We start from the raw sequence: 21,361 nt of genomic DNA on the forward strand, positions 1-21,361 counted from the left end.
CGGCGGGATCGGCTGCGTCACCCGCGGACCGGGTCGGGCCCCGCCTGGGGCCGGCCGCGTCACCTGCGGGACCATTTCGGATCCCGGCCGAGGACCGCGAGCATGCGGTCCTCGGCACTGTCCTGCTCCGACACCGCGAGCGCCGGACGGAACGCGGCCCCCGGGCGCTCACGCGAGGGCCCTTCGGGCACCTCCGTCCGCGCCACCTCCTCCGCCCGCTCGAGCAGGTCCGTGTCGTAGCCCGCCGGAATCCCGATCGCCGCGGCCACGTCCCACCCGTGCACCACGTAGTCCAGGAAGTGGAAGCCGATGGCGCGGGCGGCGGGGAAGCGCATCTTCGGGTGGATCTCAGGCAGCCAGAACTCCCGCTCCAGCACGCCGTCCCCGGCGAACGCGGCGAGGACGCGCTCGACCGACTCCGCATAGCCGCGCCGGGGATCCTGCAACGGCACCTCCAGCCACGCACGGGTGTCGGCGACCTCGCCCTCCGCTGCCGTGGCGAAACCGTGGTGCTGGGCCGTCATGTGCTCCACGAGCCGGCGCAGCGTCCACTCCGAGCACGGTGTCGGAGCGTCCCAGTCGTCCGCCCGTACCTGCTCGACGATCTCCGTGCTGCGCTGCACGGCCCGGCGGTTGAGGTCGAGGATGTCGGTCATCGTCATGCCTTCCTGCCGCCGTTCTCCCGCCACCAGCGCCGTCCGGACTCGGGCAGGGTGGAGACGGGGTCGTAGAACGGGTAGTGGCGGGTCAGGGCATCGGGGTCGTCGAGCTCGATGCCGGTGCGGTAGTTCTTCGTCCAGTACGAGATGCCGTACTCGCGGTCGTAGTCGGCGAGTTGGTGGACCCAGCGCTTCCCCACGTACGGCACGTCGCAGACGATCCGGGGTGTGGCGTAGCCCGGCAGGTACCCCATGATGTTGTGCTGGAGTTCCTGGGCCTCCCGGACGGCGACCCGCCAGTGCTCGGCGTTGGGGATCATGTCGCACATGTAGAAGTAGTAGGGCAGGATGTTCGCCTCGCCCTGCAGCAACATGCACAGATCGAGCAGCGCCTCGGGCGTGGTGTTCACCCCGCGCATCAGGACGCCCTGGTTGCGGATGTCACGTACGCCCGCGTCCAGCGCGGCCCGCGACGCCTCGGCCACGAGCGGCGTGACCGACTGCGCGTGGTTGACGTGCGTGTGGACGGCGAGATTGACGGCTCGTCGCGCTGCCGTACGGGCCACCCGCTCCAACCCCTCCAGCACCGCGGGCTGCAGCCAGTGCTGCGGCAGTCCCGTCAGTGCCTTGGTCGCCAGTCGGATGTCCCGGATGTTGTCGAGGTCGAGCAGTCGCATCAGGAACGACTCCAGACGCGGCCATGGGACATTGGCCACGTCCCCGCCCGACACCACCACGTCGCGCACGCCCGGTGTGCGCTTCAGATAGTCGATCATCTGGTCCTGGCGGTCGGCCGGGGTGAGCGTCAGTTTCAGCTTGTCCACCTGGGGCGTGGAGGTCCCAACGAGGTCCATACGGGTGCAGTGGCCGCAGTACTGGGGGCAGGTGGACACCAGCTCCGCCAGCACCTTGGTCGGGTAGCGGTGGGTCAGGCCCTCCACCACCCACATCTCGGCCTCGTGCAGCGAGTCCCGCTCGGCGTACGGATGGCTCGGCCACTCCGGGTCGCGGTCGCTGAACACCGGCAGCATGTAGCGCCGCACCGGATCCGCCAGGAAGGCGTCGGTGAAGGACTGCGGGTCCGAACCGGCCCGCGGTGCCATGGTGTTGAGCATCTGCGGGGTGAGCAGCATGGACATCGTGGCGAAGCGCTGCTGATCGGCTTCCAGGTCCTCGAAGAAGCGGTCCTGGAGGAGAGAGCCGGTCACGGCGCGGAGCTGCCCCGCGTTCTTGACGCAGTGGGCGCGCTGCCACTGGGCGTTGCGCCACTGTGCCTCGGTGACGTCCCGCCAGCCGGGCAGGCGCCGCCAGTCGGGCTCGACCAGGGTCGCGCGCTCGTACTCGTAGGGCTGCTGAGTCGGTAAGGTGCGTATTTTCGGTGCCGTGCGGGCTTCCATGGCGATTCCTAGCCGATCGACGTGGGGCGGGTGCGGTGGCGGTCGAGCACGCGTGTGACGAGCTCCTCCGCGGCACCCAGGTAGTTGGCCGGATCGAGCAGATCCGGGAGCGCCGTACCGTCGATGAGCCGGTCCGCCGCCTCGGGCGACGCGGCCAGCACTTCTTCGAAGGGGCGACGGGTGTTGACGGCCTCGCGCGCCACCTGGCCCAGCAACCGCTTGGCGGCGGCCTTGCCGAGCAGCGGGGCGAGCGCGGCGTTCAGGCGCTCGGAGACCACGGCGCCGCCGGTCAGGAGCAGGTTGGCGAGCAGGCGCTCGGGGAACACCGCGAGTCCTTCGGCGAGTTCGGCCGCGGTGCTCGCGGAACCCGCCGCCAGCCGCAGGGCCTCGCGCATCGGCTGCCACTCCGACTGCCAGCCGCCCGGGGAGCGTTCGTCCTCGGCGAGAAGACTCTGACCGAGCATGGACGCGTACGCGGGCGCCTGCCGCGCCGCCGAGACGATGAGGGTGGCGAGGACGGGGTTGCGCTTCTGCGGCATCGCGGACGACACCCCGATCCCCTCCGCAGCCGGCTCTGCGACCTCGCCCACCTCGGTCCGCGACATGCCCAGCACATCCGCCGCGAACTTGCCGAGGCCGCCGGTCACGGCGGTCACGGCCCAGCCGAGATCGGCCAGGGGCGTACGGGCGGTGTGCCAGGGCGATTCGGGCTCGCGCAGGCCCAGCTCGGCCGCGAAGGCGGCCGTCAGCTCGGCCGCGTGGCCCTTCGTGGGAAGGCCCGCCACACGCGCGTACTCCACGTACGCGGCGAGAGTGCCGGCCGCGCCGCCGAGCTGTGCGGGCAGCGACGCCCGCACCTGCCGGACCCGGTCACTCGCATCCAGCACGAGCGTGAGCCAACCCGCCGCCTTCAGCCCGAAGGTGACGGGGACCGCGTGCTGGGTGAGCGTGCGCCCCGCCATCGGTGTACGCGCGTGGTCGTCCGCGAGCTGCGCCAGCGCCGCGGCGGCGCGCGAGAGGTCCGCGTCGAGGCGGGTCAGCGTCCGCGCCGCCAGCACCATTGCGGCCGAGTCCAGGATGTCCTGGCTGGTGCCGCCCCGGTGCACATGGTCGGCGGCCTGCGGGTCCACCCGGGCGACGGCCTCCGTGAGTGCTCGTACCAGTTCGACGACCGGATTGGCCGATGCCCGTGCACGGCAAGCCAGTTCGGCGACCCCGACCGGCGACGAGGCGGCCGCCGACTCGATCGGCCCGACGGCGGACTTCGGGATCACTCCCAGCCGTGCCTGGCAGCGGGCCAGCGCCACTTCAACCTCGAGCATGGCCGCGACCCACTCCTCGTCGCACAGCGGGTCGCCGGCCCCTGCCCACACCGGGCTGAGAAGCCCGGCGTCGAGACCGGGCGTCGTGCGTACGGGAGTTGTGCGTACGGGAGTTGTGCGTCCGGGTGTTGTGCGTCCGGGTGTTGCGTCCACCGTCAGTCTCCTTCCAGCGTGGCGACCGGCGGCCCGGAACTCCGCTCCGAGCCGGAATCCGCCGACGCGCGTCCGCGCGCGGCCAAGGCCGCCCGGGCGATCGCGTCGGCGTCACCGAGGATCACCGAATCCGATCCGGGCCTGATGCCGGCAGCGGTCGCCCAGTGCACGGACTCGGTGGGAATGCCGAACGCGAACCGGCGCGGGTGCGGCAGGCCGTCGGCGCCCACCACGTGGTACGGCTTGGGTGTGACGGCCAGGCCGCCGGACCGCCACGGGTCCCGGCCGGGGGACTCGACGGCGTACGGACGGCACGCGCCCTGCGCCACGAGATCCCGGATGAGCGGATCGGTCGTGGTCCGCAGGTCGAACTCCGGCAACCTGGCCTCGATGAGCGCCGTCGCCTCCACCCCGGGGCCGGGGACGCGCTCCGAACTCACCACGAACGCCCGGCGGTCGGGGGAGGCAGTGACCCGCATCCCCGGGCCGGCCACGTCGAGCACTCCGGCCTCCAGGAGCGCGGTCATCTCCTCGATTCGGCTGACCGGCGGGCCGATCGAGACGAACGCGTTCAACGGCGTGTACCAGGAATGGAGTTCGTCGCGATAGGAGGCGCCCGTGATCCCGGAGTGGTCCACGACCAGCCGCACCTCGTTGCGGAGGTCGCGCATCACGTCGAGCGCCGCCTTCAGTGGTCCCCGTACGTTGCCGCGCCGGGCCTCGGCGATGTCCTCCCGCAGATGCTCCAGCAGCCACGCCCGGTACGCCCCGGCGTCCGCGAACTCCCGGTCCCCGTAGGGCCGGGCGATGCGGTCCCAGTTCCAGCGCCTGTCCTCCCCGACACCGAAGCGCCGCAGCAGCGACTCCTCGAATGCCGTCCGGGCGTCCCGTGAGCCCGTACCGTCCCCGTGCTCCCGGGCCCCGTTGCAGAACTCGGCGAGGAAGACGTCCGCGTCGTACCGGCCGCGCTCGCCGGCGATCAGCGCGTGGTAGTAGACCGCGCGCACCTCCCGGTCGACCAGCGGCCAGACGTCCGTGGTGAACGCGACCGGCTGCCCGGCCTCCTTCCGCCGCCGGAGATGGCCGATGGCCTCCTCGTTGAGAAACAGCGGATGGTGGCGGCCCGTCGCCCCTTTCTGGTTCTCACCCCGCGAGTGATAGGGCACGCCGCGCCGCGAACCGGCGATCAGCCGCGGCTCGTCGCCCGAGGGGCGGTAGCGCAGCTTCCCCGCCTCCCGGACGAACGAGCCGCCGCGCCCCGTGGTGAGCAGCGCCAGATGGTCGAAGAAGTTGAGCCCCATGCCCCTGAGCGCCACCGTCTCGCCGGGCGCGATACGGCCGACGTCGGCGTCGGCCGGGTTGCCCCTGGGCACGTACGCGAGCTCGTGCCCGGTCGCGAATGCCCGCAGTCGCCGCTCCTCCGCGCTGAGCGGCATGTCCACGTGCCCGAGCGCCAGCACGACCGCATCACAGCCGGTCAGCTCGACGCCGTTCTCCAGGGTCACCGTCTGCGATCCGTCGGCCTCGTCCCGGACGGCCAGCGCCCGGCACCCATGGGTCTCGACGGCGATGTGCTCCGGCACGGTGCGGATCAGCCGGTCGAACACCCAGCCCAGATACCGCCCGTAGAACGACCGGGTCGGATACGAGTCCGGGCCCAGGCGCCGCGCCTCCTCGTACACATGCGGCGGGTACGGCACGAACGGTTCCAGCCGCTCGAGCAGCTTCGCCCACTCGTACAGGCTCGGCCCCTGCGACAGCGGGCCCTCGCAGTTCACGCTCTCGTCGGTGAACATCGTGACCTGCGAGGCGACGGTGTTCATCAGCAGGACGGAGGGCTGGCTGGTGCGCCACACCCTGCAGCCCAGCCGCAGATACGGTTCGACGATGTGCACGACCACCGGCGCACCGGTCGCCGCGGCGTTGGCGCAGGCCCGTTCGACCACCGACAGCCCACGGGGACCGGCCCCGATCACGCATAACGTCGTGGCATCGCTCTGAAGCATGCCGGAGTTCATCCTTTGCTCGATGTGACTGCGGACCGGGGCCGGGCGCGTGAGCGCATGGGGACCTCAGCCCCGCGCGGACGTGCGGTCCGCCTCGGTGAACAGGCCTGCCCAGCGGGTTCGCAGCTCGCGCTTGAGTGCCTTGCCGGTCACGCCGGTCGGATAGTCGGCCGCCTCGCGGGCGACGATGACGGCGGCCAGCGGGGACAGCCCGGCCGCGGTGAGCTCCTTGTTGGCCTGCTCGCGCAGCTCCTCCGCCGACGGCTCCACCACCCCCGGCTGCAGGCGCACCACGGCGACCGGCCGGTGACCCTCGCCCCCGGCGCCCGGTATGCCGACGACGGCGCAGTCCAGGACGGTGTCGGCGCAGTCGGCCAGCAGCACTTCCTCCAGGGGAAGGCTGTAGACCGGTCCGTCCGCGGTCTCCATCACATCCACCGTCCGGTCGAGGTGGTAGAAGTTCCCCTCCTCGTCCTTCCTCGCCACATCGCCCGTGAGCCAGTAGCCGTCGAGTTCGAAGCTGCGCGTCAGCTCGGGCGCGTTCCAGTAACCGGGCGTACGCGAGGGCGTCTTGACCGCCAGCAGACCGACGGTGCCCACCGCCACCTCCTCGCCCTCCGGGGTGAGGACCGCGGCCGCGTGCACCACCTCGGTGGGCTTGCCGACGCAGCGGTCATTGCGCTCCGTTTCGGGGGTGGTGACCTGTCCGAAGAGGGCCATGCCCATCTCGGAGGAACCGAGCCCGTCGATGAACTGCGAGCCGGGCAGCGCGGCTTCGGCCTCGCGATCCTGGGGGAGCAGCCACGGCTTGATCAGGCCCGCCGGTCGCTCGCCGAGCGTGACGAGGCGGCGTATGTGCCCGTGGTGCGCTCCGTCCCCGGTGTTGAACCAGCTGTGCACCTTGGCGGCGCCCTTGGCGGGCAGCTCGCCGGTCGCCAGCTCGACGAAGGTACGGGGGAAGGAGGCGACCATCGTCGGGAGGAAGGCCTCCATCACCGGCTCCACGGTGCTGCGCCGCCAGTCGCCCATGACGACGGTGGGCAGTGCGATGAGGGTGGCGGTGAGGAAGTAGCTCAGGCCGCCGGCGTGCGTGTGCGGCATCAGCGACATCAGCCTGTCGTCGGGCGAGCAGGGGAACCGCTCCATCCGCGGCTCCTTGCCGGCCCAGAACTGCCGGTGCGCGAGCATCGTCGACTTCGGCGTGCCGGTGGTGCCCGAGGAGTGGATGAGCGCGACGACCTCGTCCGGGGCGTGCTCGTACGGGTAGGCCGCCGGCAGTTCGCCGTCCTCCGGGTCGTAGGCGCGCAGTTCGGCGGCCGGGATGATGAAGCGCGGCCTGTGCCGGTTGCCCTCGTTGCGGTAGGCGGCGACGAGCCGGGTGGGGTCGTCCGCGACGAGTCCGGATGCGCCCACGTGGTCGAGGTAGCGAATCGCGGTGCGCTCCGGCATGGCGTCGTTGATCATCGCGGGGATGGCCCCGAGGGCGGTGAGCGCCAGGAAGTGCAGCAGCGGTTCGAGGCCCTCGGCCACGTAGACCCCGATCGGGTCGCCCGGCTTCACGCCGTTCGCCCAGTACCAGCGGGCGTAGCGGTCTCGCAGATCCGCCAGGTCCCGCAGGCTGTGGCCGCGCAGGACGACCTCGCCCCGGTGGTCGGTGGAGTGGCTGAAGGCGTACGGGACATCGGCGTGGGGGTTGGCCTCCAGCGCCTTCTGCAGGAAGTTGCCGGCACCCAGATCGGGGTCGGTCATGAACTTCTGGCGTACGGACAGAGGGGCTACGGGGCTCTGGACGCTCATCGTGCACTCCCGGAGTGGTGGTCGAGGGACGCTGTTTCCGCGGCCGCCCGGTGCCCCGAGCGGATGGCGCCTTCCATGAGGCCGAAGAACTCGGTACTGGTCTCCGTGCCGGCCCAGTGGACCCGCCCGTGCGGGAGGATCAGACCGGGTCCCTGCGCGGTCCAATCGCCCGGGCCGAAGAGGGCCGCATAACATCCGCGGCTGTAGGGCTCGTTGACCCAGTCGGTGACGTGGAAGCCGATGGGCTCGGGCAGATCGGGGAAGAGACGGGCGGCCTGGGCGAAGGCCGCCGCCCGCTGCTCGGCCGCGGGCAGAGCGCCGAACCGGCGGGCCTCGTCGCCGGTGACGAAACCGGTCAGCACGCCCACGCCGTCGGCGGAGGGCGAGTCGTCGACGGTGGACAGCAGCGGACCGTCCGCGCTGACCGACCAGCCGGACAGCCCGTCCGCCCGCCACAGCGGGGAAGGATGGATCAGATGGACCTTCACGGCACAGCCGGGTGCGGTGCGTTCGCTGGAACGGGGCGCGGGCAGCCCGGGCCGGAAGGCGATGCGGTCGGCCAGGACCGGAGGAATCGCGACGATCACCGCGTCGGCCCGTACGGAACGGGTCGCGGAGTGCACCGTCACCCCCGAGTCGTCCTGCTCCACGGCCCGTACGGGCTCGCTCAGGCGCACCCGGTCGCCGAGCCGGTCGGCGAGTGCTGCGCACAGGCCGTGGGCGCCGCCTTCGATGCGCCACTCCTGCGCGCCGCCCTCGAAGGCGTTCAGATACGTCAGCCCGGCTCCGGACCGCAGGTAGAACGCCATGTGGAGGACGGAGACGTCCGTGGGCGCGGCGGCCATCATCTCGCCGAGGAAGAGCGGGAAGAACAGGCGGCTGTCCGGGTGGCGGAGGTTCTGCTCGGCCCACTCGGCAGCCGTCATGGCGTCCAGGCGGGCGGCGTCCGGGGTGAGCCAGGGCGCCTCGGGGCATACGCTGCGCGTCACCTCGTCGAGCAGGTCGAACAGCTCGCCCAGCGCCACACCGTTGAGCGGCGGGAACCTGCCGGGGACGGTCTCGCTCCCGGACGGGGAGAGCGCGAAGCGGCTGTTCCCGTCCATCGTGGTGGGGGCCGTCTTGAGCCCCATGTCGGCCATCAGGCCCAGTAGTTCGGTGTGGCGCTCGCCGAGGTACGCGGCTCCCGCGTCCGCCCAGGTTCCCGGCGCCACCTCGATGCCGTGCATGCGGCCGCCGACCCGGTCGCGGGCTTCCAGGACCTCGACCTCGACCCCGCGCGAGGCCAGATCGTGGGCCGCGGTGAGGCCTGCGGCGCCGGCCCCTACGACGACGACGCTCACCGGCTCACGCTCGCGATCTTCGCGGACAGTGCGCTGGCCGTGGGAGCGGCGGCGAAGTCGTCGAACGACAGCTCCACCCCGTGCCGGCGCGCGACCGCGCTCAGGACGCGGGTCCCCAGCAGCGAGTCGCCGCCGAGTTCGAAGAAGTCGGAGTCCGCGGTGATGGTGTCGGTCTCCAGCACGCGGCGGAAGATGTCGACGATGTCGTCAGCGCTCATGGGCTGTCCTGTTCTGTGAAGCCGGCGGGGTGTGATGCAGCCGGTGCGTCGCGGTGCGATCGACCTTTCCGCTGGCGGTGTAGATGAGTTCGGGAACGACGGTGACCCGGTGCGGTACGAGATGGCCCGGGACCGTTCTGCGCAGATGGGCCAGGACCTCCTGGGCGAGGCTCTCGCCCGCGTCGGGCGAGGCCACCAGATAGGCGGCCATCGTGGTGCGGCCCGCGGCGCGCGTGCCCACGACGGCCGCTCCCGTGACGCCGGGGTGGCCGGTGAGGTGTGCCTCGACCTCCGCGGGATCGACGCGGATGCCGCGCACCTTGATCTCGGCGTCGAGACGGCCCTCGTGGACGACATGACCGTCGGGGCGGCGGCTGACCCGGTCCCCGGTCCGGAACCAGCGCACGGCGCCGTCTCTGCCCTCGCGGACCACGAACTTCTCCGCGGTCGGCCCGGGAAGGCCGCGGTAGCCCAGGGCCAATGACGGTCCGGAGACGAGGAGTTCACCGTCCTCAGCGATGTCGTCCCGCACGTGCGGGAGCGGTCTCCCGATGGGCACGCGGGCGTTCTCGCCCCACCAGACGCCGGGTCCTGGGGCGCCGGGGCCGTGCAGGTCGACGGCGTGGGTGATCAGGGTGGTCTCGGTGCAGCCGTAGGTGTTGACGAGCCGGATGCGGCCAGTGCCCAGGACGCGCCAGTCGGCCAGACGGGCGGGGTTCACGGCCTCACCGCCGATGACCACGGTGCGTACGCAGTCGGGCAGCCGGGCCTCGTCCTCCACGAGGTGGTGGACGAGCTCGTGCCAGAACGCGGTGGGCAGATCGAGCAGGGTGATGCGCTCCTCCGTCACGGTCCGGAGCAGCCGGGGCAGCGAGCCGGTGTACGCCTCGTCGTGGAAGACGAGGGTCGCTCCCGCAGTGAGGGCGGGCAGGATCTCCTCGAAGCTGGTGTCCCAGTTGAGCGAGGCGAACTGCAGCACCCGGTCCTCGGGCCGGAGGCCGAAGAGGCAGCGGAGCGAGGCCACCGAGGCGGCGACGGCCCGGTGCGGGGTGACGACCGGCTTCGGCTTGCCGGAGGAGCCGGAGGTGAAGAGCGTGTACGCCGGGTCGTCCGGCGCCGGCCGCGGGAGCGGACCGGTATCGGCCGAACCCTGGGGCTCCGGCTCGGGGACAGCGACCGACGCGACGCCCGGGGGCGCTTCGGCTCCGGGCTTCGCCGCCAGAACCGTGGTGCAGTCGACGGCCTCCAGCAGCGCCCGCTGCCGGGCGGTGGGGAAGGCGGGGTCGACGGGGCAGTAAGTGCCGCCGGCGGACAGCACACCGAGCATGGCGACGATCGTGGCGGGGGAGCGGTCGGTCAGAACCCCGACGACTCCGGGGGAGGGCCCCAGCCGCGCGGCCGTGGCGCGTACCCGGCGCGCGAGCCCGGAATACGTCAGGGCCTGTCCGTTGTGAGAAATTGCCGGCCTGTCTGGATGGTTACGGGCCGCCGTCATGAAGGCGTCAACTAAGTCCGACATCAGAACCGTGTTTCAATCGGTGAGGCGGAGAAGGGAATTGAAAGGAGCTCACCCGGAGGAAAACAGCCCAGCGGGGCATAACGATTACGCTAACACCAGGACTTCACGCTGAGTCAAGAACGAAGCGGACGTGATCCACATCACTCGCAACCTGAGCGGAACATTCCATTACTGGCGTCCTTGCGGCACGGTGACGGGTGGGGTAGGAACTTCACGATCACATAAGGAGGTTGCCACGCATGGCACAGCCATTTCAGTTACGCATCCTGGTCCGGGGCTATGAGCTGGACACGCAGGGACACTTGAACCAAGCCGTCTACCTGCAGTACTGCGAGCACGCGCGATGGGAGAGCCTCCGCGCGGCAGGTATCTCGCAGGACGCCCTGATTGCCACGCGGATCGGGCCCGCGGTGCTGGAGAACACGATGCGGTTCCATCGCGAACTGCGTGGCGGAGACGAAGTCGATGTCACCTGCCAATGGATTTGGGGTGACGGAAAGACATTCCGCGTGCATCAGGAGATCCGGAGGACCGACGGCGTGCTCGTCGCGGAATTGACAAGCGTCGCCGGCCTCATCGACCTGGACAAGAGAAAATTGATCCCGGAGCCTGCCGAGCATTTCCATAAGCTCGCCGAGCGTCCTGAAATCATGGGATTCTGAACGGAGTGGCGCCCGGTGGAGACCTCGCCCCGCGGAAGGGCGGAGCCTCCGCGGGCGCTTTCCGTCGGTACCTGTCCTTCCGGCTCATTCCGCCGGCCTCCCCCCGTCCCCGTTTCGAGGCGACGCCCTCCGGCCGACGCTTCCCGAGCTGCCGGGCCCCGGGCTGCCGGGCCCCGGGCTGCCGCTTCCCGAGCTGCCGGGCCCCGGGCCGCCGCTCCCCGCGCTGCCGGGCCTCGGGTCCCCGGGTCCTCGGCAGCTGCTTCCCGGGCTGCCGCTTCCCGAGCCGCCGGGTCCTCGGACGCCGTTTCCCGGGCTGCCGGGCCCCGGGACCCCGGGCCCTCGACCGCCGCGCGCTGTCGCGAGCTGGGACAGCGACAGCACGGCACGCGCGATGTCCGCGCCCTTCGTGCCGAGCCGGTCCGCGAAGCGGCACAACATCCGGTTCTCCCAGGCGAGTTCGGTCGCAGGGAGTCCCGAGACCCTCCGCACCGACTGGTACCTCCTGGCCAGCTCGGCCCTGCGCAGCACCATCGCGATGATCTGCTCGTCGAGATCGTCGAGCACGGCGCGGATCTCCCGCCCGTGGGTCTGCGCGGCACCCCCGGGCGTACCGCTCCGGGACGCGGCACCGGGCGTACCACCCCCGGGTACCGCTCCGCGGTACTGCACCGCCGACTGGCGCCTCGACTCCACCGGTGCCGTCACAGGAGATCCACCTGCCCGGCGGAGACGCGCGTGATGAACTCCAGCCTCGCGATGGCATCCCTGGCCAGAGCAAGCGCTTCCTCCGCGGTGGCCCCATGCGCACGGGCCTGCGCCAGACGGGAGTCGGAGCTCTGCAGTCCGTCAAGCATGCGTCCGGCGTTTGCGAGTACCTCCAGTCGTACGCCCTCCGGGTGCGGGCCGCCCGTACCGGCGACCTCGACGAGCACCCCCGCCGCCGGCGCGCCCGCGAACCAGATCGCCTCATGGTGCATTGCTCGCGCGGGATCTGCCAGCATCGCGCGGATGTCGGGCAGCACCTTCTCGCCGGTGCACTGCCGCAGTTGGTTCTCGACCAGGTCGATGCCCGTGGCGTCGGTGACCATGTTCCAGATCTCGTCGCCCCCGACACGCAGATGGGTCTCGATGATCCGCGGCCCGCCCTCGGTGAGGACGACCTCGGTGTGGGTGGGGCCGTACTCCACGCCCAGGGCGGCGAGTGCCGTGACCACATGGGCGCGGATCGCCTCGGCCTCCGCAGGAGGCAGCGGCGCGGGCATCACATGGCCCAGCTCCACCAGGCTGACCGGATCGGAGAACTTGCGGGTGATGGCAACGACTTCGTGCTCGCCCAGCTCGGAGAAGCACTCCACGCTGTACTGCGGGCCGGTGAGGAACGGCTCGGCCACCACCTCGGCCGGCTCGGCCGCCGCGGCCGGCTCGCCCGCCCCGCGCGCCCGCTCGAAGGCCGCCTCCGCCTCGTCGGCCGTGCGGACCACGGCGACGCCCGAACTCGACGTACCGCTACGGGGTTTGACCACGTACGGATAGCCGTGCTCGGCCGCGAAGGCGTGCAGGGCCGCAGTGCTGCCGACCGCCGCGGAACCGGTCGGCTCGACACCGGCCTCCGCCAGGTGCTGCCGCATGGCGAACTTGTCGAACACCAGGCGGACGGTCTCCGGTGAGTGCGCCGGCACCCCCAGGGCCTGCCCCACGGCGGCCGCCTTCTCCTGGCACTGGTCGCCGAAGGAGCCGATACGGGTCACCGGTTCCATCGCGTGGATCGCGCGGGCGAGTGCGACCCAGTGCTCGACGGGAGCGTCGGCCCCCACCGCGATGATCCGCGCGTGCCCCTCGGCCTCCTCCAGCTTGGTCAGATGCTCGGGGCGGCACATCACACTGGTGGTGATGCTTCTGCCCGTCGCAGCGCCGAGCGCACGCATGCGTCCGGGAATGTCGTAGCCGTTCCCGAAGACCAGTACGTGTTCTGACATGACGTCTTTCCCTCGTTCGGACACCGCCGCCGGACGGGTGCGGGCTGCGGGCATACCGGTCAGCCCCCGTCCGGCGTGGTGATCACGGAGATCTTTCCGGCGAGCTGCTCGCCGAGTGCGACGGCCGCGTCGGTGTCGGGGCCGGTGACCAGGACCTGGCCCACGCGGTCCCAACTGGCCTCCAGGGGGCGGATGGTGTCACCCGTCGCGACGGAGACGTCCACACCGAGGACGTTCTCGTGCTCCCGCACGTCGGTGTCCCCCTCGATGGCGGTGACCCGCCCGGGCTCGGCGGTGAGGAAGCGGGTGGCAGCGGCCGCCCGCGGCTCCGGGGGACCCTCCAGCGGGGGGAGCACCCCGGCGGCCCAGCCGGAGGCATAGCTTTCGATGTCCACCCCGTAGGCGGCTTCGACCAGGTCCATGATGCGATCGCCACCGGGACGGCCGTGCGACTCGATCAGCCGGGGGCCGCGCTCGGTCAGCTTCACCTCCGTATGTGCGGGGCCGTGACGCAGGCCCAAGGCGTCCAGGGATTCCACGGCGCAGCGGATTACGGCCTCCTCGTCGACCGACGGCAGCCGGGCCGGCATGGCGTGGCCCGACTCCACGAAGCTGCCGAGCGTCGTCTTCTCGGTGACCGCCAGCGGCACGTGGCGTCCGTCGAAGCTCAGCGACTCGACGCTGAACTCCGGCCCGTCCAGGTACTCCTCCATCAGAAAGCGGTCGACGGGGAAGTAGGTCGCGAAGAGGTGGTCCGTACGGCCGCGCAGGTCGGTGATCGCGCGCCAGACGTCCTCGACCGCCTCCGGGCCTTCCACCTTCCGTACGCCGAAACTGGCCGCCGCGTCCACCGGTTTGACGATGAACGGATAGCCGTGGCGCGCCCCGAAGTCCGACAGGGCGGCGCCATCGGTGACCGCCCCGGCCGCCACGGCGTCGGCCCGCCAGGACAGATGGAGGCGCATGGCCTCCTTGTCCCGCATGAGCCGGGCGCAGCGGTGGCTGTTGCCGGGGAGGCCGAGGGCGTCGCTGATGAGACCGACGGGCTCCACGCCCGGCTCGGTGATGGTCGCGACGCCCGAGAAGCCGAACACCTCGTGGGCGGCGGTCACCAGCGGCCGCAGCACGGACCAGTCGGTGTAGTCGGCCAGCAGGGCGGCCTCGACCAACTCCGCGTGCTCGGGCCGGTATTCCTCCGGGCGCTGGACGTTGACCACGCGAAGCCCCAGCTCCCTGGCCTTGCATACCGTCTCGACCCGGCCACCGATGATCAGCAGCGTACGGCCGCCGCTCGCGTCGGTCCGGTCCTTCGTGTCCGTCCGGTCTATCGTGTCCGTCCTCTTCGTCCCCATGGCCCGTCAGCTCCTGGCCAGTTCGCCGGGGACGTCCGGTCCGGAGGCGTCCGGGGCGGGCGTGTCCTTGCGGTCCGGGGCGGGCGTGTCCTTGCGGAGAGCATCCGGAACCGGCGTCTCCCCGCCCCCTTCCGCCGTCACAAGCCGCTCGGCCAGCCTCCGTTCGCCCCACCGCACAACCGGGATCATCGCGAAACCGGCCGCAGCGAAGAGCGCGCCCAGCAGCAGCCAGCCGGGCCAGCCCCAGTAGACGAGCATCCCCGTCAGCGCGAGCGGCCCCACGATCTCCGCCACCGTCAGACCGGAACCGAAGAACGCCTGGTACTCACCGTGCTTGCCGTCCGGGGCCAGTCCGAAGCTGATCTCCCAGGTGCCGGCCATCTGCACCATCTCGCCCAGGGTCTGCACCGCGGCGGCGGTGATCAGGAGCAGGATCGCCGACCATGCGGAGCCTCCGCTGCCGGAGAAGGCGAAGACCACACAGCCCGCGCCCAGCAGCAGTCCGCCGCGCACCACGTACCGCGCGGCGCCGGCCAGGTCCGAGACCCCGCGGGCCACCCGCACCTGGAAGACCACCACCGCAAGGGTGTTGAGCACGAACATGACGGACAGCACCCAGGCCGGGGCCTCGGTGTGCCCGACGATCCACAGCGGCAGGGCCACATCGATCAGCGGCACATGCAGGACGAGGACCAGATTGAGCAGGCTCGCCGCGACGTACGGCCGGTCCTTGAAGACCGTCTGCGTCTTCTCGCCCTTGGCCGCCGCGGGCGTCGGCGCGACCGCGGGCACCCGCCACAGCACGAGCGCCGCCACCACGAAGCCCGCGGAATCGAGCGCGAACGCCGCGAGGTAGGCCTCCCGCGCATCGAAGAGCAGCACGATCCCGCCCAGCGCGGCACCCACCGACAGCCCGGCGTTGTAGCTCGCCTGCAGAAACGCGCGGACCCGGGTGAGCTGCTCCTTCGGCACCACCCCCGCGAGCAGTGCCTGCTGGGCGGCCGAGCCGCTGCGCTGGCCCACCGCGTACAGGCTCGCCGAGAGCACGAACAGAGGGAAGGAGCGCACGAACAGATACGACCCGACGGCGACGGCCGCGCAGCAGAAGAAGAACACCGCCGTCCCGCGGACTCCCCTGCGGTCCGCGAGATGCCCGAGCGGTACGCCCAGGACCAGAGCCACCGTCCAGGCGACGGTCAGGCCGAGCCCCAACTCGGCCGGGGACAGGCCCACGACCGTGGTGAAGAAGAGGGCGGCGGTGACGTAGTACGCCCCGTCACCGGTACGGCTGATCAGCTGCGCCAGGGCGAGTGTCCGGGGCGGGCCCGGAGGCGGGATCAAGGTCTTGATCATGGGACTCCTCGGGTGGCCCGGCAGGCGCGGGCGATCCGTTCGTGCCGACGGCCCTTGCCGGGCAGGCGGCTAGGTGGTGATCGGGCCGAGTGCGGCGACGGCCGTCTCGAGTTGGGACTGCTCGTGGGTGGCGGAGAGCGCGAAGCGGATGAGCCCGGTTCCCTTCTCGACGGTGGGGAAGAACGCCGGCAGTACGAGCACGCCCGCGGACCGCAGCCTCCGGGCGGCCCCGAACGCGGCGGCCTCCGTCCCGAAGTGCGCACCGCGAACCGGCGAGTGCTGACCGGCGTTGACCAGCCGGCCGTCCGTCAGCTTGTCGAAAACGGCGGCGTTCGCCCACAACCGCTCCTGCAACCGGGCCACCTCTCCTGACAGGTGGAGCTCCGCCGCCGCCACGTCCGCGGCGAGCAGCGGCAGCATGATGGAGTGCCCGAAGACCAGCGGATTGGCGAACTTGCGCAGCACGCGTACGTCGTCGGCCGACCTCAGTACCGCGAAGCCCCCGGCGCCGCCGAACGCCTTGGACAGCGAACCGGCGATCATCACATGGTCCGGGAGCCGGCCGCCGAACGCCTCGTACGCATAACCCGCGCCGTGCCGCCCCTCGATGGAGATGCCGTGCGCGTCGTCGACGTACAGCAGACCGTCGGCCTCGCCCAGCGTGCGCGCCAGGCCGACCACATCGATCAGCCCGCCCATCGACCCCACCCCGTCGACGAGCGCGATGGGGGTACGGCCCTGGGCCGTGGCCTCCGCGACGCGCGTCGCCAGCGACTCGGGGTTTGCCAGGTCGAACCGGCGGACGGGGCCGAGCTGTTCCATCACACCGCGGAGCACCTGGATCGAGGCATGGGCCGTCTTCTCGACCAGGAACACCGGACCCTTGGCGGAGACCGGATAGCCGGGCAGCGCGCCGTTGCCCAGCAGCGGCAGCACCCCGAGGTGCACATTGCTGACCGAGGTGAACGGTACGACGGCCCGGCCGCCGTAGATCTCGCCCAGCAGTTCCTCGAGCCGGCCGAGATACATCGGGCGCATGCGGTTGCGGGAGGAGGAGAAGTGCGCGCCGAACCGGCGCAGGGCGTCCTGCGCCGCCCCGACCAGGGCCGGGTGCTCCTCCAAGCCCAGGTAGGAGCAGGAGACGAACTCGATCGCCCGGCTGCCGTCCTCCAGCTCCACCAACTTGCCGTCGCGGCTGGTGATGACGTGCCCGGTCAGCCCTTCGTCGAAGGCGCGGTCCAGTGAGTCGGTCGTCTTGTCGATACGGGCGGCGACCCAGTTGGCGGGCCGGGTGCCGGTCTCCGCGGGGATCGCTGCAGGGTTCTTGGCTGTGGCGGTCATGACGCATCCTTGGGTCCGGCGGCGGGAATCCGGGTGAACAGCTCCGCACAGAGGTCCCGGTAGTGCGGAGACCGGCCGCCCAGCCCGCCGGAGAGTTCGTGCATGAAGTGCGCGAAGGTCTTCTCGTCGCCCTCGCGCACGAGGTCCTGGAGCCGGGCCGCACCTCTGGCGAGCGCCTCCCGGGCGTCCGCGGCATACGGGTTGGCGGACTGGATGTCCCAGTACACCTCCGGTGTGCCGGACGCGATCCGCGCCAGCAGCGACAGCAGCGCCGTGTGCGGCGGAGGAGCGAGAACGGCCAACTCCTCGATGTCCACATCGATTTCGGTCAGCGCATGGCCGAAGGCCAGCACGGTGGCGTGGGTGAGGGCCTGGGAGGCGGCGGCCAGCCGGTCGTGCCGCTCGGCGCCGACGCGTACGACCCGGCCGCCGCTCCGGGCGACCAGGGCCAGGAGTTCGGCGACCAGCGGGCCGTCGTGCAGGACGACCGCCGCCACCGGGCGGCCGTCCAGGCCCAGTGAGGGTGCGAACATCGGGTTCAGGCCCACGGCTTCACGCCCCGCCGCATGCGCGGCGACCTCGGACACGACGCGGCTCTTGACGGACAGCGTGTCCGCGAGGAGCGCTCCGGGCCTCAAACGGCCCGGCGTGGCCCGTACCGCGTCCAGTGCCACCTCTTCGGGTACGGCGAGCAGCAGCAGATCCGTCTCCGCCAGTTCCGCGCGCAGCGCCTCGCCCGGAGCGGTGATGTCGCCGGGAAGGTGGCGCACGCCGGCGGGGCCCACCGCGGGCGGCGCGGGATCGACGAGGCACACGTCGATGCCCGCGCCGGCGAGCAGGCCGGCGAACAGGCCGCCCACGGCTCCGGATCCGCCCGCCAGCACACACCTGCGGATCCGGCCCGGCACCGCCTTCACCGGTGCCGTCCTCGGGGAGTCGCTCATGAGTGGGCCGCCTGCTCGTCGCGGGTCGCGGTCGTGCCGGCCGCGATCGCCTTCGCCATCGCCCGTGACTTCACCAGCGTCTCCTCGAACTCCTCGGCGGGATCGGAGAGGGCGATGACGGCGCCGCCCACCCCGAACGACGCGCCCTCCTCCGTCGCCACGATCGTCCTGATCACGATGGACAGATCAGCGGCTCCGCTGAGCGAGAACCATCCGAGCGCGCCCGAGTAAACCCCGCGCGGGCCCTGTTCGAGCCGGTCGATGATCTCCATCGTGCGCAGTTTGGGAGCGCCGGTCATCGACCCGCCCGGGAACGACGCCCGTACGCAGTCCACCGCCGAGACCCCCTCGCGCAGCGTTCCGCGCACGGTGGAGACGAGCTGGTGCACCGGGGCGTAGGTCTCGACGTCGAACAGCTTGGGCACGTGGACCGAACCGACTTCGCAGACCGTGTTGAGGTCGTTGCGCAGCAGGTCCACGATCATCAGGTTCTCGGCGCGATCCTTCTCACTGTCGCGCAGCCCCTCGCGCAGGGCGCCGTCCTCCGCGGGGGTCGCCCCGCGCGGCCGGGTGCCCTTGATCGGTTTCGACTCGGCCACACGGTCCGTCCCAATGGTCAGGAAACGCTCCGGGGAGGCGCTGAGCACCGCCACGCCGGGGAAGTCGAGCAGCGCCCCGTACGGCACGGGACTGACGCGCCGCAGATGCCGGTACGTGGCGAGCGGGTCGACCGCCGTACCGGTGGAGACCATGTTGGTCAGGCAGATCTCGTACGACTCCCCGTTGCGGATCTCCTCCAGGCATTCGCCGATCAGCCCGAGGTACTCCTGCCGGCTGTGGCGCGAGCCGAGCGAGCCGGCGTCCTGCGGCGCCACGTCCACCAGGGGGCGCTGCTCGCGGGCGATCTCGGCCGGAAGGACGGTGAGGCGGCCGACGGTGGCGTCGAGCCACTTGGCCGCGTCGGGGTCGTCCTGGGTGATGCTCAGGCAGAGCAGATAGGTGACCTGCTCGGCGTGGTCCACCACCACGGCCCGGTCGGCGAACAGCATCGCGGCGTCCGGGGTGGGCGCCGTGTGCGCGGCTCGGGCACCCGCCTCGGCCTTCAACTCGTATCCGAGATAGCCGACATAGCCGAGGTTGAAGGAGAACGGCAGGCCGTCCGGCCGGGGGAGGGCCCGCCTGCGCAGCTCGCCGTCGAGGTAGTCGAAGAACCCCTGCCGCACCTCCTCGTCGGACAGGCCTTCGCGCTCCACGCGAACGGTGCCGGGGGAGACCCGGTAGGTGACGTACTCGGCCAGCGGGCCGGTGCCGTCGCCCAGGACGGAGAAGCGGGCGTTGCCGTCGGCGTGCGAGCCGCTGTCCAGCCAGAAGCTGTGCCGGCGCCCCGCGAACACCTCGCTGTAGGCGATCTCGGCGTCCGGCGCGGTCTCCAGCCGCCGTATGTGCAGATGGTACGGGGAGCGGGCCGCGGCGGGTGCCGTCTTTCGGCGCCGGTGCGTCATGTCGCGGAAATTGGCGAGCAGTTCGCGCCCGTACTCACTGGAGATGGACTCCGGATGGAACTGCACGCCCCACACCGGATCGGTGCGGTGGCGCAGCCCCATCAGCACGCCGTCCTCGGTCCAGGCGATGCCCTCCAGCTCGTCGGCGAGCCCGGTGACCGCCAGCGAGTGGTAGCGCACCGCGTCGAATGGCGAGGGCAGTCCGGCGAAGATGTCCTCGCCGTTGTGCCGGACCGGGGAGATCCGGCCGTGCACGGGCTCCGGGGCGTGCGCGACCGTCCCTCCGAAGAGTTCGGCGATGCCCTGGTGGCCCAGGCACACCCCGAGGACGGGAAGGCCGGAGTCGCGGATCGCGCGGGCGCTGACCCCGAAGTCCTGCTCCCGGCCGGGGCGTCCGGGACCGGGGGAGACCACGATGTTGTCGTAGTCCGCGAGGTGCAGGGCGGACCAGGCGACGTCGTTGCGCACGACGGTCGGCGGCTGCCCGTTCACCTCGCCGAGCAACTGGTAGAGGTTGTAGGTGAAGGAGTCGTAGTTGTCGATCAGCAGGGTGCGGGTGGGGGCCGTCATGACGCATCGCCCGGGGCGGGCCGGCCGCCGGGCCGGCGACCGTTGGCTTCACCGTCGATGACCAGGTTCTCGACCCGGCAGGTCTCCTCGATGATCAGCTCGTAGAGGCGCCGCAGGAAGGCCCCGTCGATGCCGTGCTCGGCTCCGTAGCGTGCGGCGCGCTCCTGGACCAGTCCGATCCGGTGCGGCTGCATCATGGGGACGTCGTGCTCCCGCTTGTGCTCCGCGATGCGGACGCAGCACTCGATCCGGGCCCTGAGTGTGTCCAGCAACTGCCCGTCGATGGCGTCCAGTTCACCGCGCAGCACGGTCAGACCGGCTTCCCCGGCGGTGGAGGTGGTCGTCATGACACTGCCTTTCTCAGTGTGGTGGTGTAGCGGGGGCGGTTCTCCTGATCGCGGTGGCCCTCCGCCTCGGCGAAGGCACCGGTCGCGGCGAGCAGGCCGGGGACGACGTCGATCTGGGCGTCCCCGTGCTCGATGGCCAGACCGCCGCCCGGACGCAGCAGACGCGCGGCGCAGGCGATGACATGCCGGATCACGTCGAGCCCGTCGTCTCCGGCGAAAACGGCCTGCCGGGGGTGGTGTTCGCCCCATTCGGGCAGCAGCGGCGTGCCGACGGGTACGTACGGCGGATTGGCGAGGACCAGATCGGCGGTGCCGTCCAGCTCCGGGAGCAGCGCCGGATCGGTGACATCGCCCTGGTGCACGGATATCGGCCGGTCGCCGGCCGCGGCCCGCTCGGCTGCGTTGCGCCGGGCGCACTCCAGGGCAGCCGCATCCAGGTCCACGGCGTGCACCGTGGCGTCGGGCCGGGCGTGTGCCAGGGCCAGGGCGACGGCCCCGGAGCCCGTGCACAGGTCGACCACGACGGGGTTCTCCGTCCGCTCGATGGCCGACAGCCCCCAGCGCAGCAGCAGTTCGGTGGGGAACCGCGGTACGAACACGTCCTCGGTGACCGTCACCTCGATGCCGCCGAGCCGTGCCCGGCCGGTGAGGTGCCCGAGCGGGATGCGGTCGGCTCTGCGCGCGACCAGGGTCCGAAACCGTGAGGCATCGTCGTCCGGCACCGGGTACTCGGCCTTGAGCGCCTCCTCCGCGAGCCCCAGCACATGGGCGGCGAGCGCCTCGGCGTCCTCGCGCGGGCCCCACACACCACTGGCGGTGAGCACGCGCTCCGCTTCCCGGAGTAAGTCTGCGAGCGGCTGTTCAGCCACTGTCGTCGATCCTTTCAGCAGCAGCGAGCAGGGA

General features: G+C 71.5%; 18 protein-coding genes. 1 reads left to right on the forward strand and 17 read right to left on the reverse strand.

From position 1 onward, the window contains the following. Positions 1 to 59 precede the first annotated feature (59 nt). From AB0M26_RS04650 to AB0M26_RS04685, 8 genes are all read right to left on the reverse strand, one after another. Positions 60 to 662 (reverse strand): TIGR03086 family metal-binding protein, encoded by a 603-nt coding sequence (locus tag AB0M26_RS04650; RefSeq protein WP_365254414.1) that lies wholly within the window; start codon positions 660 to 662, stop codon positions 60 to 62. After that, positions 659 to 2,056 (reverse strand): lysine 2,3-aminomutase, encoded by a 1,398-nt coding sequence (locus tag AB0M26_RS04655; protein ID WP_365254417.1) that lies wholly within the window; start codon positions 2,054 to 2,056, stop codon positions 659 to 661. The genes AB0M26_RS04650 and AB0M26_RS04655 overlap by 4 nt, the downstream gene beginning before the upstream one ends. An 8-nt stretch (positions 2,057 to 2,064) precedes the next feature. Further along, on the reverse strand, positions 2,065 to 3,531 hold the full coding sequence (locus tag AB0M26_RS04660) for an adenylosuccinate lyase family protein (RefSeq protein WP_365254420.1): 1,467 nt from the start codon (positions 3,529 to 3,531) through the stop codon (positions 2,065 to 2,067). Between the two features lie 2 nt (positions 3,532 to 3,533). Then, on the reverse strand, positions 3,534 to 5,537 hold the full coding sequence (locus AB0M26_RS04665) for an FAD/NAD(P)-binding protein (protein ID WP_365254423.1): 2,004 nt from the start codon (positions 5,535 to 5,537) through the stop codon (positions 3,534 to 3,536). 66 nt (positions 5,538 to 5,603) lie between these two features. Next, positions 5,604 to 7,334 carry a class I adenylate-forming enzyme family protein gene (locus AB0M26_RS04670; protein WP_365254426.1) on the reverse strand — a complete coding sequence of 577 codons (1,731 nt, stop codon included), beginning with the start codon at positions 7,332 to 7,334 and terminating at the stop codon, positions 5,604 to 5,606. Beyond that, positions 7,331 to 8,674 (reverse strand): FAD-dependent oxidoreductase, encoded by a 1,344-nt coding sequence (locus tag AB0M26_RS04675; RefSeq protein WP_365254429.1) that lies wholly within the window; start codon positions 8,672 to 8,674, stop codon positions 7,331 to 7,333. Before AB0M26_RS04675 ends, AB0M26_RS04670 begins: the two co-directional genes overlap by 4 nt. Further along, positions 8,671 to 8,892: a phosphopantetheine-binding protein gene (locus AB0M26_RS04680; protein ID WP_365254432.1), complete on the reverse strand. Its 222-nt coding sequence runs from the start codon at positions 8,890 to 8,892 to the stop codon at positions 8,671 to 8,673. Before AB0M26_RS04680 ends, AB0M26_RS04675 begins: the two co-directional genes overlap by 4 nt. Further along, entirely contained in the window at positions 8,882 to 10,411 is a 1,530-nt protein-coding gene (locus AB0M26_RS04685; protein WP_365254435.1) for an amino acid adenylation domain-containing protein, read from the reverse strand. Before AB0M26_RS04685 ends, AB0M26_RS04680 begins: the two co-directional genes overlap by 11 nt. A gap of 239 nt (positions 10,412 to 10,650) precedes the next feature. On the opposite strand from AB0M26_RS04685, the gene AB0M26_RS04690 reads away from it, so the two are divergent. Then, on the forward strand, positions 10,651 to 11,073 hold the full coding sequence (locus tag AB0M26_RS04690; RefSeq protein WP_365254438.1) for an acyl-CoA thioesterase: 423 nt from the start codon (positions 10,651 to 10,653) through the stop codon (positions 11,071 to 11,073). An 84-nt stretch (positions 11,074 to 11,157) separates the two neighbouring features. On the opposite strand, the gene AB0M26_RS04695 is transcribed toward AB0M26_RS04690, so the two are convergent. From AB0M26_RS04695 to prmC, 9 genes are all read right to left on the reverse strand, one after another. After that, positions 11,158 to 11,778, reverse strand: coding sequence for a hypothetical protein (locus tag AB0M26_RS04695; protein WP_365254440.1), 621 nt, complete (start codon positions 11,776 to 11,778; stop codon positions 11,158 to 11,160). Next, positions 11,775 to 13,049 (reverse strand): ATP-grasp domain-containing protein, encoded by a 1,275-nt coding sequence (locus AB0M26_RS04700; RefSeq protein WP_365254443.1) that lies wholly within the window; start codon positions 13,047 to 13,049, stop codon positions 11,775 to 11,777. The genes AB0M26_RS04695 and AB0M26_RS04700 overlap by 4 nt, the downstream gene beginning before the upstream one ends. A 59-nt stretch (positions 13,050 to 13,108) precedes the next feature. Then, the gene (locus AB0M26_RS04705) at positions 13,109 to 14,401 is read right to left on the reverse strand and encodes an ATP-grasp domain-containing protein (RefSeq protein ID WP_365254446.1); all 1,293 of its coding nucleotides are present in this window, start codon (positions 14,399 to 14,401) and stop codon (positions 13,109 to 13,111) included. 6 nt (positions 14,402 to 14,407) lie between these two features. After that, positions 14,408 to 15,754 (reverse strand): MFS transporter, encoded by a 1,347-nt coding sequence (locus tag AB0M26_RS04710; RefSeq protein WP_365254449.1) that lies wholly within the window; start codon positions 15,752 to 15,754, stop codon positions 14,408 to 14,410. 69 nt (positions 15,755 to 15,823) lie between these two features. Beyond that, positions 15,824 to 17,095, reverse strand: coding sequence for an aminotransferase class I/II-fold pyridoxal phosphate-dependent enzyme (locus AB0M26_RS04715; protein WP_365254452.1), 1,272 nt, complete (start codon positions 17,093 to 17,095; stop codon positions 15,824 to 15,826). Further along, positions 17,092 to 18,039 (reverse strand): prephenate dehydrogenase, encoded by a 948-nt coding sequence (locus AB0M26_RS04720; RefSeq protein WP_365254455.1) that lies wholly within the window; start codon positions 18,037 to 18,039, stop codon positions 17,092 to 17,094. Before AB0M26_RS04720 ends, AB0M26_RS04715 begins: the two co-directional genes overlap by 4 nt. Further along, positions 18,036 to 20,111, reverse strand: a complete 2,076-nt coding sequence (gene pabB, locus AB0M26_RS04725) for an aminodeoxychorismate synthase component I (protein ID WP_365254458.1) — start codon at positions 20,109 to 20,111, stop codon at positions 18,036 to 18,038. Before pabB ends, AB0M26_RS04720 begins: the two co-directional genes overlap by 4 nt. Further along, positions 20,108 to 20,458 carry a chorismate mutase family protein gene (locus AB0M26_RS04730; RefSeq protein ID WP_365254461.1) on the reverse strand — a complete coding sequence of 117 codons (351 nt, stop codon included), beginning with the start codon at positions 20,456 to 20,458 and terminating at the stop codon, positions 20,108 to 20,110. The genes pabB and AB0M26_RS04730 overlap by 4 nt, the downstream gene beginning before the upstream one ends. Continuing rightward, a complete protein-coding gene (prmC, locus tag AB0M26_RS04735) occupies positions 20,455 to 21,327 on the reverse strand; it encodes a peptide chain release factor N(5)-glutamine methyltransferase (RefSeq protein ID WP_365254463.1) in 873 nt (290 codons plus the stop codon). The genes AB0M26_RS04730 and prmC overlap by 4 nt, the downstream gene beginning before the upstream one ends. Between the last annotated feature and the right edge of the window lie 34 nt (positions 21,328 to 21,361).

The organism is Streptomyces sp. NPDC051776 (genome assembly GCF_040681345.1).
Lineage (GTDB): Bacteria > Actinomycetota > Actinomycetes > Streptomycetales > Streptomycetaceae > Streptomyces.